This is a genomic window from Pseudoalteromonas undina (assembly GCF_000238275.3).
Classification (GTDB): domain Bacteria; phylum Pseudomonadota; class Gammaproteobacteria; order Enterobacterales; family Alteromonadaceae; genus Pseudoalteromonas; species Pseudoalteromonas undina.
The window spans coordinates 792491-809767 of sequence record NZ_AHCF03000003.1 but is presented as its reverse complement, the minus strand read 5'-3'; the positions used below and the strand labels follow the sequence as shown (position 1 = coordinate 809767).

Below are 17277 nucleotides of genomic sequence, written 5' to 3'. Positions count from 1 at the left end.
CTGATAACTATTAGTTGTCAGCTATCAGTAAGAGAAAGGTTGCTCTGGTATCTAACCAACCTTCGCAAATCTATTTTTTAATCCAGCCTATGCTTAAAATATAACGACTGCCCTTTTCTATTTTTGATACTTGGTGCTGTTCTATATCAGGCCTGAACAGCTTAACTCGGTTGTAATTTATAATTGGGTTGTCACAAATAAACTCACCGCCCTTGACGGCATGTTTTAATATAATATTGAGCCTAAAGTGCCGACCAGTTTTAACGTTATCGGTATGCGGTTTTATTTCACTCCCTTGTGGAAATTTAATCAAATAGACATCAAACTTAAAAGGAGCAAAAATACGACAGAGCAGCATCTTGTCGTAACCTGATCTTTGTCGCCCACGCTCCCAACTAAATAGCTTATTTAGCATCTACACTTAACTCTAAAAAAATTGAATACATGCCTAAAACCACTTAATTTTAAGCTTTGTCGAGTGAACTTTACTTGCTTGTGATCTAAATAAATTGCACTTAATGTCAACATAGCTAACTTCGCTAGGTTCTAAGAAGCTGTCTGTGCTTTTGCCTACACAATTACCAATAAACTTGCCACTTTCGTCAAATGTAGAAGCAATAACGGTTCCCGTATAAATGCTCTCGTTAGTAATATTTTTTAATTCAGCTGCGATTCTTACTTGACCATTTTCTTTGTATATTTCAGAAAGAGTTAGATTATAGTCATTGTTAAATTCATCACTTGTTTCTAATGCTTTATTAGAAACCATTGTTTTAAATCCACTGTCAACATCAGCGGCAATTGTCAGGGCGAATGCACTAATACCGCCAAGCATTGCTATTACAAACCCAACTCCCCAAAAAAGCCTTTTATGCTCTCATTAAAATTATTACTTTTCATTTAATTCCCTTTCGTTTTTACCATTGTATTTCGTTAACAAGATAGCCAAAGTAACTTTTTTCACCGACTAAATTTATTTTTTTGTTTTTAAGTGTTTGTAGCTCGTCTGTATCTAAGTACCATCTAAACGAATGCTCTTCACCAGTGGATAAATCAGCAATGTTTAATGTTATACATTGCTGCTGATCATTTATAATACATGTAGTTACATCAGTTAAAAAATATTCTTCAGACCACAGTTCGCCTAAATTATTTTCAGCATAATACATAATGGGAACTACGCTAAATTTCCACAACGCCATATAGATCAAACAAGGGTACATTACTATCAAAAATCCTTTTACTAGCCTGCTACCTTTAAAAAAGTGACGAGTTATTAAATAATTAAAGTTGTGATCACACCTATACTTTTTAAATAATGTATATATCACTGCCATAGTTAATATAGGTAGCACTACTAGCTCTATAAAATGTAATCGCTCATTAGCAATAAGAGCAGGATCGTTAAACTCGTACCATCCAATGAGCAATACTAAATAGCTCATTAGTACGAATATAATTAATAGATATAAAAAACTTTTATGAAACTCTTTGTGCTTTATATTTAGCAATTAAACTCCCATTCAACTTCAATGATAAAATTATCTTTTAAGTATGCTTTTCAACCCATAATACCAACTAAGGGCAGCGACTGTGTCATGAGTTTCATCTTCAAAGTAACGTTTATTTATAATTAAATTGTCACTTTTATGTGCTTGTAACTTTTCAACAAACGCTGAGACTGCGTTGTTCATCTAAAATAAAAGACGTAAGCTGATGCGTTTGTGCTAATAAAATACAGATTAATAAATACAATCATTAAAACTTTCATAACCATCCTTGTAAGTTATGAAACAGAGTTAACTTTTAACAGTCTCTTCTACCGTTTGCACATTTACAACTTGGTTAATACTCCCTTTAATAACCACCGTGGCTGATATTTTATCTTGAATAGCTTGTCTGTTTGGGTCCCAGTAAACTTGTAAAAAACCTAACAAGCCAGTGGCAAAACCTGCACCGTAACCACCGTAGCGGCCAAAACAATCAAGTAAACCCAGTGATTCACCACTTAATGCAACCACTCTGGTGTTACAGAGCTTTTTACCAGGGGTTTGACCGCGCCATAATAAAGAAAACAGTGTGAAGTACACAGCCGCCCAGCCAAAACCCAAACCTAAATCTTGAATAATACCTTTGCCCCACTGCAAAATACTGTGTGTGGTTGTTTGTGCGGGTTTATCTTCTGTTAACTGCGCAAGCTTTAATCCGTTATTTTCACCAAGCACTAATAATTGTAAAAATGCTTTTGCAAGTTGTGGGTTTTGTAGGTCGTCCATTTCGGCTAATTTGGGTACTTGCCCAATCAAATTATCAAGTGCATTTTGTTGACAAGATTGCTCACAGCTTTCGTCGGCTGTTTGCACTAAGTAAGCATTTACCTGCTTTTTTTCTGTGGAATTAAGCTCAATGTCATCTTGTATTTTTAAGCCTTGAACAGTTAAGCCTTGATCAGGGTCAGCGCCTTCTAAGTAATCTATGCCAATTGAAAGCACAGCAAGAGCACTTACAAATAAAATACTTGCTGCTACTATTTTTAATATTCTTCGCCACACATTCGACATTTTAGGAAGGTATTGCTGCGCCGTTCCTTTGTAAAACGCCATAGCAGCAACGAATGCAATAATTGTCGCACTGATCTTTGCAGCTAAGAATATTAATGCTACATCGATAATCATAGCTAATGCTCGCCGAGTCGGCGAAGCCAAAGGCAAGCCAAGTAAAGCATTATCAACCTTAAAGGCATACGGCGTGATCACTTCTCGGGTTTCGGCTTTAGATAACGCTAATTGTTCTAATTCTTGTACTTTCATTATTATACTTGTTATTAAAATAGGTAACGCGGTTAAATTACGCGCTTTTTAATTTTTGCTCAAGAGAATAAAATGGATAACGAGAGCTAACATTAAAAATAGCCGCTAGGTGTAGATTAATTCTTAAAAGAGTGAACAATTAATCTATTGTATCGTATTGAATGTAAAGCTACTAGGAAGAGCTCATGAACACCAAACAACTCTCATCACTTTTTGTGTTTAACTTACTGTTTGCCACCACCGAGGCAAACGCCAATGCTCGCTGGTATGTGGTTAATGATTCGGTGATGGGTGGCATTTCTAATAGTCAGGTTTTACAAAATGACGGCAATTTAGTGTTTACAGGCAACGTATCGCTTGCAAACAATGGAGGGTTTGCTTCAATAAGAACACCGTTGGATGTAAAAAACCAAAATATTACAAAAATAGTGCTGCGTGTTAAGGGCGATGGTCAAACCTACCAATTACGCTTAAGAACTAATGAGTACATGGATGGGGCGGCTTATACACACTCGTTCAGTACCACGAAGAGTGAGTGGCTTAATATTGAGTTTTTACCTGAAGATTTTCAGCTTACTTATCGCGGCCGCTTACTTGAACAACAGCCTACAATTAGCTTTAAAGAGATAAAGCAGCTTGGCTTTATGATTGCAGGTAAACAGGCGGGGAAATTTAGGCTTGAAGTAGAAAGAATTGAGTTTAAAAACTAACTTCTCTGCGTATATTACAAGGTTAAACAGTGAAGTCGTCGCCTCGCCTTTTCATTTCGTTGATTACTAGCTCAATAATTTGTTGTTTTATTGCTGCCTGCTGAGACTTCAGCTCACTAAGTTGCAGCTGCAATCTATTTATCTCTTCTTGTTGTTGCTCGGTTTTATATTTTTTAGCCCCGATATGCTCAGCATCCATAGTCAACTGATAGCCCTCTTCAGCTGGCCCATATTGGCTATTATCTATGGTTAAACTACGTTGTACCGTGCTCTGCTTAAGCTTATTTACTTGCTCTTGTAATGCAACCATTTGCTGGGTGAAATATTTATATGCCTTTTCTAAATTTTGATATTGCTCAGCAAATGTTGCGTTATCTTCGCTGTATTTTTGAACCTTTGCATCTAAAAACTCTGATAAAACATAGTCAGGTTCTTCTTGTGATTCGTCATCTTTAGGTTGCGGCTCGATTTCTATTAAAGACTGATTGTTATAATTAGATGCTTGATATTGAATTGAGGCGGTTGAAATCTTCATTATTTTATCCCTAAAATAAATTTGTCACTATTTTAGGTATCGACTGATATTTTAAATTCTTGAGTAGGATTGGCTAAAGAGAGCAAATAAAAAGCCCTACTTGATTAAAGTAAGGCTTAAAGTGTTTTTTTCTTTAAAATTACGACTCAATAGCCAGTAATTCCACTTCAAAAATAAGCAATGATGCAGGAGGAATACTCCCTACTCGCTTTTCACCATAGGCGAGCTGATGCGGTATATAAAACTGAAATTTATCGCCCGGGCTCATCAGTTGTAGGCCTTCTGTCCAACCTTTTATAACTTGGTGCAAACCAAAGCTAATCGGAGTTTTGCGCTCCACTGAGCTGTCAAATACAGTGCCGTCGATTAAAGTGCCATGATAATGCACTTTAACCATACTCGTTGGGCTAGGTGTATTTTCGCTCTGTCCTTTATGGATTATTTTATATTGCAAGCCAGAAGCCGTTTCATGTACGCCTTCAGTTTTTACATTGGCAATTAAATAATCACTTTCAATCTGTGCGTTTGCGATTGCTTGCTGCTTGGCTTTTTTACTGTTTTTAAAAATTAAAACGCAAAAAATAGCGATAACAATCAGTAAAATTATATTGATCATAACTCCCCTTTTTCATCTTCTGAGTCGTGGTCTTTTTCGTCGCTGTTATCGCCATTAACAATATCAGCAATGTCTTTTAATCGCGCTAATGCGATGCCATTAACCGAATCTTCTGGGTAGTGTTCATCAAGCATATCACCCGCTTCAATATCCATTAATAAGTTTAATGCTTGATCAACGGTTTCCACAGCATAAATATTAAACTTACCTAACTCAACGGCATTGAGTATTTCGTCATCAAGCACCAAATTAACTTGGTTCGATTTAGGAATAATAACCCCTTGCTCACCCGTTAAGCCGCGCATTTTACATAGCTTAAAGAAACCTTCTATTTTCTCATTTACACCACCAATGGCCTGTACATCACCATGTTGGTTAATTGAACCGGTTAGAGCAATAGACTGACTGATAGGTAAGCTCGTAATGGCCGAAATTAGCGCACAAAGTTCAGCAAGAGAGGCGCTATCACCATCTATGTAGCCATAACTTTGTTCAATAGCGATATTCGCACTGAGTGTTAAGCTAAAGTGTTGCGCGTATTTGTTACCTAAATAACCAGTAAGCAGCATTACCCCTTTTGAGTGAATTGCTTTACCCAGCTCAGCTTCGCGTTCCACATCAATTACGCCGTCGGCGCCCGCATAAACGGTAGCAGTAATACGTGCAGGTGTGCCAAATGAGGTGTCACCAATGTGCAGTACAGTCAAACCATTTACTTTACCTACGGCTTGGCCTTCAGTAGCTATTAAAGTATGCCCTTCCTTTATATCGCTGAGCATGTTTTCGCTAATTTGCCCCGTACGGTACTGCTTGCCTTGTATGGCTTCGTCAATATGGCGTGCATCAATCACCGTTAGCTTGTCTTGCTTAGCGTAAAAACTGGCCTCAGCCACAAGCTCTAACACATCAGCAAAACGTGCTGATAACTTATTATGGTGCTCTGCTTGGCGATAACTAAATTTAAGTAATCGCACCATTGCGGCTTCGTTTAACGTGCACTTTAATGTTTGCTCGCAGTAATCACTTACTTTAGTAATAAACTGATACTGCAGCTTATCGCTACTTGGTAAGTAATAATCAAAATCGGCAAGTACTCTAAATAACTCAGCAAATTCCTCGTCATATTCACCGATGGTGTAATAAAGCTCACGTGAGCCAAGTAAAATAATTTTTACATCAAGCGGTATTAACTGCGGGCGAAGCGTAAAGCTACTTCCAACTACACTGTCTTGATAAGGTAAGTCATTTTTAATTTGATGCGTTTTTAGCGACAGCTTTAGTCCATCCCACACTTGGGGTTGAGCCATTACTTTTTCAGCATCCATAATTAAATAGCCGCCATTCGCGCGGTGCAATGCACCAGGTTGAATTGAGCGATAGCTGGTAATTAACGACCCTTGCGATGTGGCATATTCAATTTTGCCAAAAATATTACCAAAGGTTGGGTTTGGCTCGTAAACAACCGGTGCCGCATCGCCTTCTTTATATTCAACCAAAATATTTGGCGCAAAAAAGTCGGTAAGCATGCCTTTACGGTCAAAGTCTTCTTTGTTTTCTTCGCTTTCACCTTCATCATCAAGCCATTCAAGCACGGCATCAATAATTTCTACACGTATATCTTTTAAATAACGCAGTACACCAATATGGCTGGCATATTTATGTTCTAAGTCTTTTAATAACGGTTTAGTGGCTTGCTCAGCGGTAGACTTTTTAAGATTACGGAGCTTTTCTTTGGATTCACGTTTCCAGCGCGGTAACTCAATAAGCGCTTCAATAAGGGCATCTTCTAATTTTTCTATACGCTCAAAAAACATTTCGCGTAAATCATCTTCCAAATCAGAAAATTCATTATCGGTAAGTTGCTTGCCATCAATCAGCGGGGCAAAGCCGACTACGCCTTTTTCTTCAATTAGTGCCACACTTTGCTCAAGCGCGGCTATTTCTACTGCGGTAATGGCGCCGTCGTAAGCATCGTTAAACTCACGGTCTATCGATTTTTTCTTGCGCTGATAAGCTGGGTTATCAAATGCAGCAGGAAAGGTGTCGAGTACTTCATCAATAAATGAGTCAATGTCATCGGCTAATTGTTTGCTTTGCCCTGCATGCATAAATAACGCAATAGGCTCACGGTGATCGTCGTAGTTATTAACATACAGCCATTCATGCGGTGTTGTGCGATCTTTAGCGTGTTGTTTTAATTTGTCTTTTACTAAGGTAAAACGCCCGTGTGCCGCCTCTCCCATTACGTAAACATTATAACCGGGTAGGTCCATTCCTAAAGAGAAGTCCAATGCACTTTGCGCGCGTTGTTGGCCTATAAAGGTAAGTTGCTCAGGGTATGGATTGCTCATGCAAGTGTTTACATGGCTCGAAGAAATACTCGGTGCAAGATTTGATACGGGTAGTGGCAGCAGTTTTTTCGTCATTCTAACTTCTTTTTTTACCAGCTTAATTGCTAGATTTGGGCATATTGAGTGGCCTACAGCCACTCAATACTTATATTTAGGGTTGTAAAGCCTGGCGGCTAAAATAGATGCCATCACACTGCGTGCAAGGAATAATTTGCGTTGCATGGTAAACATCATAACTATGGTTGCAATTCTTACATACTAATGTGCCCATGGCTATCCATTCACCTGCGTGATAAACACCATTATGCTTAAAATCTTCACTTAATGACTGCCATTCAAGCTGTGTTTTGTCTTCAATGTGAGAAAGCTCAAACCACAATGACTCTTTAAGCTCCTGCCATGCAAGCGAATTATAGTAGCTATTATTTTCTTGTAGGTGAGAAATGTCACGCATTAAGTAATTACGATAAAGCTGGTATTTTTCTTCACCTAAATCTTTAAGTGCCTGCTCAGATTCAATAAATCGCTTTACTGCGGCTTTAACTTCATGCTCTTTCACATCTTTTAACCAATCGGTTAAATCACTAAGCCATGTTCTGTAATCTGCCATTTTATACTCCTTCAAAACGTCTACTGATTTACTCTATATCATAGATAAGTATAGGTTAACCTGTACTGAAAACTAATTTACTCGCAAATTTACAAAAAGCGCCGCTTTGGCGCTGTGAATAGCGCTTTATTTGGGGTATCCTATCGACAATTTTTTATTAGTATGCAAGAAGTTTGGAAACGTAAATGCAAGAGCAATATAACCCACAAGACATAGAGTCAAAAGTCCAACGCTACTGGGAAGAAAACCAAGTATTTAAAGCCACAGAAGATGAGAGCAAAGAAAAGTACTATTGCCTCTCAATGTTTCCTTACCCAAGTGGTCGACTGCATATGGGTCATGTGCGTAACTATACCATTGGTGACGTGGTTTCTCGCTTCCAACGCTTGCAAGGCAAAAACGTAATGCAACCTATGGGTTGGGATGCGTTTGGTTTACCTGCAGAAAACGCGGCTATTAAAAATAAAACAGCCCCTGCAAAGTGGACTTACGAAAATATTGACTACATGCGTAACCAACTTAAGCAATTAGGTTTTGGTTACGATTGGGATCGCGAGATTGCGACTTGCCACCCAGAATATTACAAATGGGAACAGTGGTTTTTCACTAAGCTTTACGAAAAAGGCCTAGTGTACAAAAAAATGTCAACGGTTAACTGGGATCCGGTCGATCAAACTGTATTAGCTAACGAGCAAGTAATTGACGGCCGCGGTTGGCGCTCAGGTGCGGTAGTGGAACAAAAAGAAATTCCACAGTGGTTTATTAAAATTACCGACTACGCACAAGAGCTATTAGACGATTTAGACAAATTAGAAGACTGGCCTGAACAAGTTAAAACCATGCAGCGCAACTGGATTGGTCGTTCTGAAGGCTTAGACATAGAATTTACGCGTACCGATAACAACGAAAAATTTAGCGTATACACTACACGCCCAGATACATTTATGGGCGTAACATACCTAGCCGTTGCTGGTGGCCACCCTATTGCACAAGAAGCGGCTAAAAATAGCGACGCGATTGCAATGTTTGTTGAAGAATGCAAAAACACCAAAGTTGCTGAAGCAGACATGGCAACCATGGAGAAAAAAGGTATAGCAACAGGCTTTTACGCCACTCACCCATTAACGGGCGAGCAACTACCAATTTGGGTTGCTAACTTTGTATTAATGCATTACGGCTCAGGTGCGGTAATGGCAGTACCTGCGCACGACCAACGTGACTTTGAATTTGCAACAGCTTACGGCCTAGATATTAAACAAGTTATTGCGCCAGTTGAAGGCTCTGAGCTTGAAGTAAACCTAGCACAAGAAGCATTCACCGAAAAAGGGGAATTAGTAAACTCAGGTGAATTTGATGGCCTTGATTTTGAAAACGCCTTTAACGCTGTTGCCGACAAACTAGAAGCATTAGGTGTAGGTGAGCGTAAAGTAAACTTCCGTCTTCGCGATTGGGGTGTTAGCCGTCAGCGTTATTGGGGTTCGCCAATTCCAATGCTGAGTGATGAAAACGGCAACGAACTTGCTGCCACTGAAGATATGCTACCGGTGCGTTTACCAGAAGATGTGGTAATGAATGGTGTTACCTCACCAATTAAAGCCGATCCAGAATGGGCTAAAGCGACTGTAAACGGTGTACCCGCTACTCATGAAACTGATACTTTTGACACCTTTATGGAGTCATCATGGTATTACGCTCGCTACTGTAGCCCGCGCCATGACGAGGGTATGTTAGACCCAGCAGCCGCTAACTACTGGTTACCAGTAAACCAATACATTGGTGGTATTGAGCACGCAATTTTACACTTATTGTACTCGCGCTTTTTCCATAAATTACTACGTGACTTTGGTTTAGTAAATTCAGACGAGCCATTCGACCGCTTACTTTGTCAAGGTATGGTACTTGCCGAAACATTTTATCGTAAAGATGAAAAAGGCGGCGATGTATGGATTTCGCCAAGTGATGTAAATACCGAAACCGACGACAAAGGCCGTGTAACCAAGGCATGGCACAAAGAAGATGGTGAACCTGTGTTCTCATCTGGCATGAGCAAAATGTCTAAGTCGAAAAATAACGGCATAGACCCACAAGAAGTAATTGCTCAATACGGTGCAGATACCGTGCGTTTATTTATGATGTTTACTGCACCACCAGAGCAAACGCTTGAATGGTCAGATTCAGGGGTTGAAGGCGCACACCGTTTCTTAAAACGTGTATGGAAATACGCGGTAGATGTTAAAACGGTTGGCTTCCAAGCACTTGATAAATCGTCGCTTACTAACCCACAAAAAGTACTTCGCCGTGAGCTACATAAAGCCATTGCAAAAGTGAGCGATGATGTTGAACGTCGTCAAACATTCAACACTGCGATTGCCGCAATCATGGAGCTGTCTAATAAGTTATTAAAAGCGCCATTAAACGATACTCAAGATGTTGCCATTGCTAACGAGGCATTAGAAGCATTGCTTATTATGCTAGCACCAATAACACCGCATTTATCGCATCAGTTATGGCAAGATCTAGGTAAAGAAGGTGATATTTTAGATGCAGCATGGCCAAAAGTTGACGAATCTGCCCTAGTTGAAGATGAAAAACTAATCATCGTACAAGTAAACGGTAAATTACGTGCAAAACTAACGGTTGCAGCTGATGCAACGCAAGAGCAAGTAGAAGCACTCGCGTTTGCAGAATCTAACGTCACTAAATTTACTGATGGTGCAACAATCCGCAAGGTAATTTATGTACCAGGTAAATTGCTTAACGTGGTAGCTAACTAATATGGCTACTTTAAATGCCATTAAAAACGGACTAGCCTTAGTGCTAGTCTGTTTTTTGTTATCGAGCTGTGGCTTTCACCTTAAAAAAGCATCAAGCCTACCCAATGATTTAAAACAGCTAACCTTGGTGGGTGATGATCAAAAATCAGCGTTGTTTAGCTATTTGCAAACAGAACTGGCTATGAGCGATGTCACTTTAGTCCCTGCGAGTAAACAGTCTGCGCAACTTTATTTATTTAAAGAGCAGCTAGAGCGCCAAACCTTGTCGTTGTTTCAAAACGGACAAGTAGCTGAATATGAACTGGCATACAGTGTGAGTTATGTTGTAAAACGCCCAAAACAAGAAGCCATTGAAAAACGTTTTGAGCTTTACCGTAATTACCAAGATGATCCTGACAACGCACTAGCTAAAGCAAAAGAGCTTGAACTGCTGATCAGCGAAATTCGCCAGCAAGCGAGTCGTCGAATTGTTAGAGAGTTGTCGCAACTATAATGCGTTGTTATGCAAATCAGCTGCCTAGCGAATTAAAAAAGGGGTTAAAACCTTTTTATTTGGTTTTTGGTGAAGAGCCTTTTCAAGAAGCGCAATGTGTACAGCTCATACGCGATAGCGCAAAAGCGCAAGGTTTTGATGAAGTAATTAAATTCACTTTAGCCCAAGGCTTTGATTGGCAGGAAATCATAGCGCAATACCAAAGTATGTCGTTATTTAGTGCGCGTACAATTATTGAGCTTGACTTAAACCAGCAAAAACCTGGTACACCCGGTGCTAACACCTTTAAAAAGGTTGTTGAACTTGAAAATCCTGACACCATTTTAATTGTTAAAGGCGCCAAAGCAAGCCAAGATGTGCAACGCGGTGCGTGGTTTAAAGCACTCGATAAGCAAGGGTTATTTGTACCCTGCTATCCGCTTAGTGGTAATCACTTAAAACGTTGGCTTGATGAACAATGCCAACGTTTGTCACTTAATTTACAAAACGAGGCTAAGCTCAGTTTAATTAATGCCACTGAAGGCAATTTACTGGCTTGTTTCCAAGAGCTTGAAAAGCTGTCACTAATACATGGTGACGCTCTCATTACCCAACAACTGGTAATGCAAGGGCTACTAAACCAATCTAAATTCGATATTTTTGATTTAAGTGATGCCCTGTTAAACGGCCATACTACACAAGCAATAAAAGTATTAAATAAGCTTGCCAGTGATAACACTGAAGTAGTGAGTATTTTATGGGCCATCAATAAAGATTTAAATACCTTAATAGGTGTACAACAAGGGTTACTGCAGGGTGAGTCATTAGCGACCCTGTTTAAGCAAAAAGCGATTTGGAAAAATCAGCAAGTGCCGGTACAAACAGCGATAAACAGACTAAATATTCACACCCTTGAAAGTATTAGCAGTGAACTGGCATTATTTGATGCAAGCTACAAACAAGGTGTATTGATTGCGCCCTATCAAGCATTAGCACATATTTGTATTAAATTTTGCCAACCACTCGATATTCCACTGCCGTGCCATACTAACCGTCAGTAAAGGAAAAATATCATGATTGCAATTTTTGGTGGCACTTTTGACCCTGTTCATTTTGGGCACCTTAATATGGCGCAGCAATGCGTTGCGACCTTTAAATTACACTCACTCTATTTTATGCCCTGTGCAATACCCGCACACAAAGCGGCACCGGGGATCAGCACCGAGCATCGTATTGCAATGCTTAAAACCGCAATTAAACCATATTCGCAGTTTAAGCTTGATTTACGGGAGCTAAAACGTAGCGGCCCGTCGTATTCTTTATTAAGCTTGCAAGAGCTAAGAGCAGAAAATCCCGATACCCCTATTTTATTTTTAATTGGTATGGACTCATTCAACAACCTTGATAAATGGTATCAGTGGCAAACAATAACGAGTCTATGCCATATAGTGGTGTATCAACGCCCAGGTCAAAACTGTGATGTACAAGGTGAACTTAAAAACTACAAACAGCAGGCTATGAGCAACGATATTTCACTACTGAACGAAAAAAATGGCGGACACCTTTACTTTTTAGAAGGTAAGCAACTGGATGCCGCATCCAGTAATATCCGTCAAGCTCTTAAAAAAAGTATTAAAAAGAGTGAACTATTACCCGACACCGTGAGTCACTATATTCAGCAGCACCAGCTTTATCAAGAGTGATTGGTATAAACCCCTCAGCGTGTTAAAATAACCGCTATTAAATTTTAAATTGAGACAAAACCTTGGATTCGAAACAACTACTCGCTTTTGCACTAGACAAAATTGACGATATGAAAGCACGTGATGTAATTCAACTTGACGTAACTGGCACTTCAGACGTAACCGATTACATGATTGTATGTTCAGGCACATCAAGACGCCATGTATTGTCAATTGCTGATAACTTAGCAAAAGAAGCTCGTCACGCTGGTGAAGAGCCATTAGGCTATGAAGGCCAAAGCGATGGCGAATGGGCATTAGTTGATTTAGGTGATGTGATTGTTCACGTTATGCAAGATCAAGCACGTAGCTATTACGATCTAGAAAAGCTTTGGGGCTAATAGCTCCCTATTTTAGACAACGCTTGGAAGTAACGTCGTGAAAATACAAATGATTGCTGTTGGTACAAAAATGCCAGCATGGGTAGAAACAGGTTTTGCAGAATATCAGCGCCGCTTTCCCAAAGATATGGCACTGGAACTAATCGAAATACCTGCAGGTAAACGTGGCAAAAACGCAGATATAAAGCGTATTTTGCACATTGAAGGTGAAAAAACCTTAGCCGCTATACCTAAAGGCAATCGTATTGTCACACTAGAAGTAACCGGTAAAGCACTGGATACTCACCAGCTAGCGAAAAACATGGAAAAGTGGCAACTTGATGGTCGCGATGTCAGTTTACTGATTGGCGGACCAGAAGGCTTAGCTCCCGAGTGTATTGCGGCCTCTGAGCAAAAATGGTCGTTATCAAATTTAACGCTCCCACACCCTTTAGTACGCATTATTGTTGCTGAAAGCCTTTACAGAGGCTGGAGCTTAAATAACAACCACCCTTATCATCGCGAGTAGTTTCTTGCCATGCTAAAACGAAGACCCACTATTCGCGACCACTCAGCAGAAGCTAATTTATTTGCTCGGCGTGCATTTGTGGGTTTTATTTTTATCTTAGCCTTAGTAGCCATATTATTGTCTAACTTGTACACCATTCAAGTTGACGACCACCAAGATTACCAAACTCGCTCTAATGACAACCGCATAAAAGTAATCCCTATTGCACCTAATCGCGGACTTATTTATGACCGCAACGGTGTTTTACTGGCCGAAAATAAGCCCGTCTATAACCTTGAAGTGATCCCCGAAGAAGTTGATGATTTAACCGCCTCTTTGAAGTCTATCAGCAAAATCATTGAAATAACCGAGCAACAACAAGCTGATTTTCTTGATGATATAAAACATACTCGACGTTTTAAAAGCCAAGTCCTCAAAGCCCGTTTAAATGAAAACGAAGTAGCGATGTTTTCAGTAAACCAACATAAATTTCCAGGGTTTAGCATTGAAGCGCGCCTAGCGAGATATTATCCCTTTGGCGATACTTTAACCCATGCATTAGGCTATGTTGCAAAGCTCAATAGAAAAGAATTAAATAAGCTTGAACAACAAGATGAAGCCACAAACTACCGAGCCACGCATGATATTGGTAAACTGGGTATCGAAAAGTATTACGAGCCATTACTACATGGACAAGTCGGCTCACAGCGGGTTGAAGTAAACAACCGTGGCCGTATTATTCGCACCTTAAACATGGATCCACCGCAGCCGGGTGACGACTTAGTACTTACTCTCGACATTGGTTTACAACAAATAGCCCAACATGCACTTAAAGATATGCGCGGCGCTATTGTGGTAATGGATGCAAAAGATGGCGGTGTTCTAGCGCTTTATTCAAACCCAAGTTATGACCCCAATTTATTTGTGCACGGTATTAGCAGTAAAGACTACAAAGCCCTACTTAATCCAGATCGCCCACTTATAAACCGTACCACTCAAGGACGCTATGCACCAGCATCGACTATTAAGCCGCACATGGCTATTTTGGCATTAGAAGAAAACATAGTGCAAGAAACCACCACCATGTGGGATCCAGGCTTTTTTCAAATACCAAACGTAGAGCATAGATGGCGAGATTGGCGACGTTGGGGCCATGGCCATGTTGATGTTTACAAGGCAATAGAAGAGTCATGCGATACCTACTTTTATGACGCAGCCTATCGTATGGGGATCACCAAAATAAGTAACTTTATGGCTCGCTTTGGCTTTGGTGAGTTATCCGGTATTGATATTCATGAAGAAACAACCGCTATTTTACCCTCAAAAGAGTGGAAAGAAGATCGTTTTAAAGAGTCGTGGTGGCGTGGCGATACTATTTCTGTAGGAATTGGCCAAGGTTATTGGACTGCCACCCCCATTCAAATAGCGAATGCCACTAATATTTTAGTTAACAGAGGGATAAATCACCCTCCTCATTTAGTGCAAGTTGCTAAAAAAGAAGATCAAATTACTCAGCTCAATAATGAAGAAAAGCCACCTGTTGTACTCAATAATGAAGATAACTGGCGCATCGCGATTGATGCCATGCATAACACCGTTAAAAAAACCACCGGAACTGCCCATCGTGCGTTTAAAGGCGCTACCTACGATCCAGCAGGTAAAACCGGTACAGCCCAAGTAGTCAGTATTGCTCAAGGCGAGCGTTACGACGCCGATGCACTTAAAGAGCGCCAACGTGATAACGCCATTTACGTCGGTTTTGCCCCCTACAACAACCCACAAATAGTGGTCTCTATTGTGGTAGAAAATACCGGTGGCGGAAGCTCAGTAGGTGCGCCGATTGCCCGTCAATTAATGGATTATTATTTTGCAGCTAACCCAATTCAATCCTCAGGGAGTAAAGTACCATGACGGCTTTACATAATAAGCGCTCTATTTGGCTACGCCTGCATATCGACTTGCCACTTTTAATTGCTTTATTACTGATGATGGCTGGCAGCATCACTATCGTTTATAGTGCCTCTGGCCAAGACTCGGCTATGATGATCCGCCATGTAACCCGCATGGCAGGTGCAATTATTGGAATGTTTGTTTTAGCGCAAATCCCCCCCGCTACGTTAAAACGCTTAGTCATTCCCATGTATTGCCTAGGGTTACTCATGCTAGTTGGAGTACTACTATTTGGTGTAAGCTCTAAAGGCGCTCAACGCTGGTTAGATTTAGGTATTACCCGCTTTCAACCCTCAGAGCTGATGAAATTAGCGGTTCCTATGATGGTGGCTTGGTACATTGGTCGTAACCACTTACCACCGCGTCCACTTCATTTAATTATTGGCTTTGCCATTGTAATGTTGCCCACCTTACTTATTAAGGAACAGCCCGATTTAGGCACCTCAATTTTGATTGCCAGTTCGGGGGTGTTTGTATTGTTTTTATCTGGCTTGAGTTGGCGTTTAATTGGCTTTTTAAGCTCAGTTGTTGCTTTGGCAGCGTGGCCATTTTGGCACTATGGTATGCACGATTATCAAAAGCAAAGAGTACTGACCTTTTTAGATCCTGAGAGCGATCCGCTTGGTTCTGGCTATCATATTATTCAATCAAAAATTGCTATTGGCTCAGGCGGTATCGAAGGCAAAGGCTGGTTGCAAGGCACACAATCACAACTGGAATTTTTACCTGAACGACATACCGATTTTATTTTTTCTGTACTGAGTGAAGAGTTTGGTTTATTTGGTGTGTGTATTTTACTTAGCCTGTACTTATTCATCATTGGCCGTGGATTATTTATTGCAGTTAATGCACAAGAAGCTTTTGGCAAGTTACTCGCAGGCTCTCTGACACTCACATTTTTCGTTTATATTTTTGTAAACATTGGTATGGTCTCGGGTTTATTACCTGTTGTAGGTGTTCCCTTACCATTAATTAGTTATGGCGGCACCTCAATGGTGACCTTGATGGCTGCATTTGGCATTATTATGTCGATTGCCACAGATAAAAGGATGCTCTTAAAATAATGCGCCTTTATAAACAACTTATAATTATTACACTCGTTAGCCTCTTTTTAAGTGCATGTAGCAGTTCAAATAGCCGTTACAGCATGCGCCATGATGCAGCGCCTCTTCGAGCACCAACTGAATTAGAAATGCAAGATGCTATTGTCACTAAAGTTATAAAAAGCGCGAGCACCACACGCCCTTACGAAGTGTTGGGCAAACGTTATACCCCTATGCTCGATGAAACAGGTTATTCAGAAACGGGCATTGCCTCATGGTATGGCCGAAAATTTCATGGTTATCACACCTCTAACGGCGAAATTTACGATATGTTCGCTATGACGGCAGCTCACAAAACCTTGCCCTTACCGAGTTTTGTGCGCGTAACAAATACAGCCAATGGCCAATCTGTTATAGTACGGGTTAACGATCGCGGGCCTTTTCATGACGATAGAATCATTGATCTTTCCTATGCTGCAGCCTATAAACTTGGCTACCATAAATACGGTACAGCACAGGTTAAGCTTGAAGCGATTACCCTTGCAGATACCCATGCACGAAAAACCTATGTTCAAGTAGCTGCAGGTAGTACGTTAGCCAACATAGAAGCATTGGCACACACACTACGAGAGCAATATAAATTACCAACAAATATCGTCGAAAAAGACGGTATTTATAGATTGCACTTAGGGCCGATAAAAGATGCCCAACACGCGCAACGAGTACTAGAAACATTAAAACAAAATCAATTTCAAAACGCGTTCTTGCTTTACACTCAGTAAGCCCTTTAGAATAGGGAGAATGCATATTTTTAACTTTAACCATTAATGAGTATG

18 protein-coding genes are annotated in these 17277 nt (G+C 40.3%); 10 read left to right on the top strand and 8 right to left on the bottom strand.

Translation table 11 applies throughout. From position 1 onward, the window contains the following. Positions 1–70: 70 nt before the first annotated feature. The 4 genes from PUND_RS07335 to PUND_RS07320 form a co-directional block, all read right to left on the bottom strand. Entirely contained in the window at positions 71–415 is a 345-nt protein-coding gene (locus PUND_RS07335; protein ID WP_010388329.1) for a 2OG-Fe(II) oxygenase, read from the bottom strand. A 33-nt stretch (positions 416–448) separates the two neighbouring features. After that, positions 449–835: a hypothetical protein gene (locus PUND_RS07330; protein WP_010388328.1), complete on the bottom strand. Its 387-nt coding sequence runs from the start codon at positions 833–835 to the stop codon at positions 449–451. An 82-nt stretch (positions 836–917) separates the two neighbouring features. After that, a complete protein-coding gene (locus PUND_RS18360; RefSeq protein ID WP_240539500.1) occupies positions 918–1202 on the bottom strand; it encodes a hypothetical protein in 285 nt (94 codons plus the stop codon). A 597-nt stretch (positions 1203–1799) separates the two neighbouring features. Continuing rightward, on the bottom strand, positions 1800–2810 hold the full coding sequence (locus PUND_RS07320) for an RDD family protein (RefSeq protein ID WP_010388325.1): 1011 nt from the start codon (positions 2808–2810) through the stop codon (positions 1800–1802). A gap of 185 nt (positions 2811–2995) precedes the next feature. On the opposite strand from PUND_RS07320, the gene PUND_RS07315 reads away from it, so the two are divergent. Beyond that, complete coding sequence (locus tag PUND_RS07315) at positions 2996–3520, top strand: CIA30 family protein (protein WP_010388323.1); 525 nt, start codon at positions 2996–2998, stop codon at positions 3518–3520. 22 nt (positions 3521–3542) lie between these two features. On the opposite strand, the gene PUND_RS07310 is transcribed toward PUND_RS07315, so the two are convergent. From PUND_RS07310 to PUND_RS07295, 4 genes are all read right to left on the bottom strand, one after another. Continuing rightward, entirely contained in the window at positions 3543–4055 is a 513-nt protein-coding gene (locus PUND_RS07310) for a hypothetical protein (RefSeq protein WP_010388322.1), read from the bottom strand. A 139-nt stretch (positions 4056–4194) separates the two neighbouring features. Then, entirely contained in the window at positions 4195–4671 is a 477-nt protein-coding gene (locus PUND_RS07305) for a BamJ family beta-barrel-assembly machinery protein (RefSeq protein WP_010388321.1), read from the bottom strand. After that, on the bottom strand, positions 4668–7097 hold the full coding sequence (locus tag PUND_RS07300) for a Lon protease family protein (RefSeq protein ID WP_041709705.1): 2430 nt from the start codon (positions 7095–7097) through the stop codon (positions 4668–4670). The genes PUND_RS07305 and PUND_RS07300 overlap by 4 nt, the downstream gene beginning before the upstream one ends. Positions 7098–7173: 76 nt before the next feature. Then, a complete protein-coding gene (locus PUND_RS07295; RefSeq protein ID WP_010388317.1) occupies positions 7174–7632 on the bottom strand; it encodes a zinc ribbon-containing protein in 459 nt (152 codons plus the stop codon). Between the two features lie 185 nt (positions 7633–7817). On the opposite strand from PUND_RS07295, the gene leuS reads away from it, so the two are divergent. The 9 genes from leuS to PUND_RS07250 all read left to right on the top strand — a co-directional run bounded on the left by leuS (position 7818) and on the right by PUND_RS07250 (position 17223). Next, positions 7818–10406 (top strand): leucine--tRNA ligase, encoded by a 2589-nt coding sequence (leuS, locus tag PUND_RS07290; RefSeq protein ID WP_010388314.1) that lies wholly within the window; start codon positions 7818–7820, stop codon positions 10404–10406. 1 nt (position 10407) lies between these two features. Continuing rightward, complete coding sequence (locus PUND_RS07285; protein WP_010388311.1) at positions 10408–10899, top strand: LPS-assembly lipoprotein LptE; 492 nt, start codon at positions 10408–10410, stop codon at positions 10897–10899. Continuing rightward, positions 10899–11939: a DNA polymerase III subunit delta gene (gene holA, locus PUND_RS07280; protein ID WP_010388308.1), complete on the top strand. Its 1041-nt coding sequence runs from the start codon at positions 10899–10901 to the stop codon at positions 11937–11939. Before PUND_RS07285 ends, holA begins: the two co-directional genes overlap by 1 nt. 12 nt (positions 11940–11951) lie before the next feature. After that, the gene (nadD, locus tag PUND_RS07275; protein ID WP_010388305.1) at positions 11952–12581 is read left to right on the top strand and encodes a nicotinate-nucleotide adenylyltransferase; all 630 of its coding nucleotides are present in this window, start codon (positions 11952–11954) and stop codon (positions 12579–12581) included. A 62-nt stretch (positions 12582–12643) separates the two neighbouring features. Beyond that, entirely contained in the window at positions 12644–12961 is a 318-nt protein-coding gene (gene rsfS / locus PUND_RS07270; protein ID WP_010388304.1) for a ribosome silencing factor, read from the top strand. 37 nt (positions 12962–12998) lie between these two features. Beyond that, complete coding sequence (gene rlmH / locus PUND_RS07265; RefSeq protein ID WP_002958522.1) at positions 12999–13469, top strand: 23S rRNA (pseudouridine(1915)-N(3))-methyltransferase RlmH; 471 nt, start codon at positions 12999–13001, stop codon at positions 13467–13469. Between the two features lie 9 nt (positions 13470–13478). Continuing rightward, the gene (mrdA, locus tag PUND_RS07260; protein ID WP_010388286.1) at positions 13479–15359 is read left to right on the top strand and encodes a penicillin-binding protein 2; all 1881 of its coding nucleotides are present in this window, start codon (positions 13479–13481) and stop codon (positions 15357–15359) included. Then, on the top strand, positions 15356–16462 hold the full coding sequence (rodA, locus tag PUND_RS07255) for a rod shape-determining protein RodA (protein ID WP_010388283.1): 1107 nt from the start codon (positions 15356–15358) through the stop codon (positions 16460–16462). The genes mrdA and rodA overlap by 4 nt, the downstream gene beginning before the upstream one ends. Next, entirely contained in the window at positions 16462–17223 is a 762-nt protein-coding gene (locus PUND_RS07250; RefSeq protein ID WP_010388281.1) for a septal ring lytic transglycosylase RlpA family protein, read from the top strand. The genes rodA and PUND_RS07250 overlap by 1 nt, the downstream gene beginning before the upstream one ends. The last annotated feature ends 54 nt before the right edge of the window (positions 17224–17277 follow it).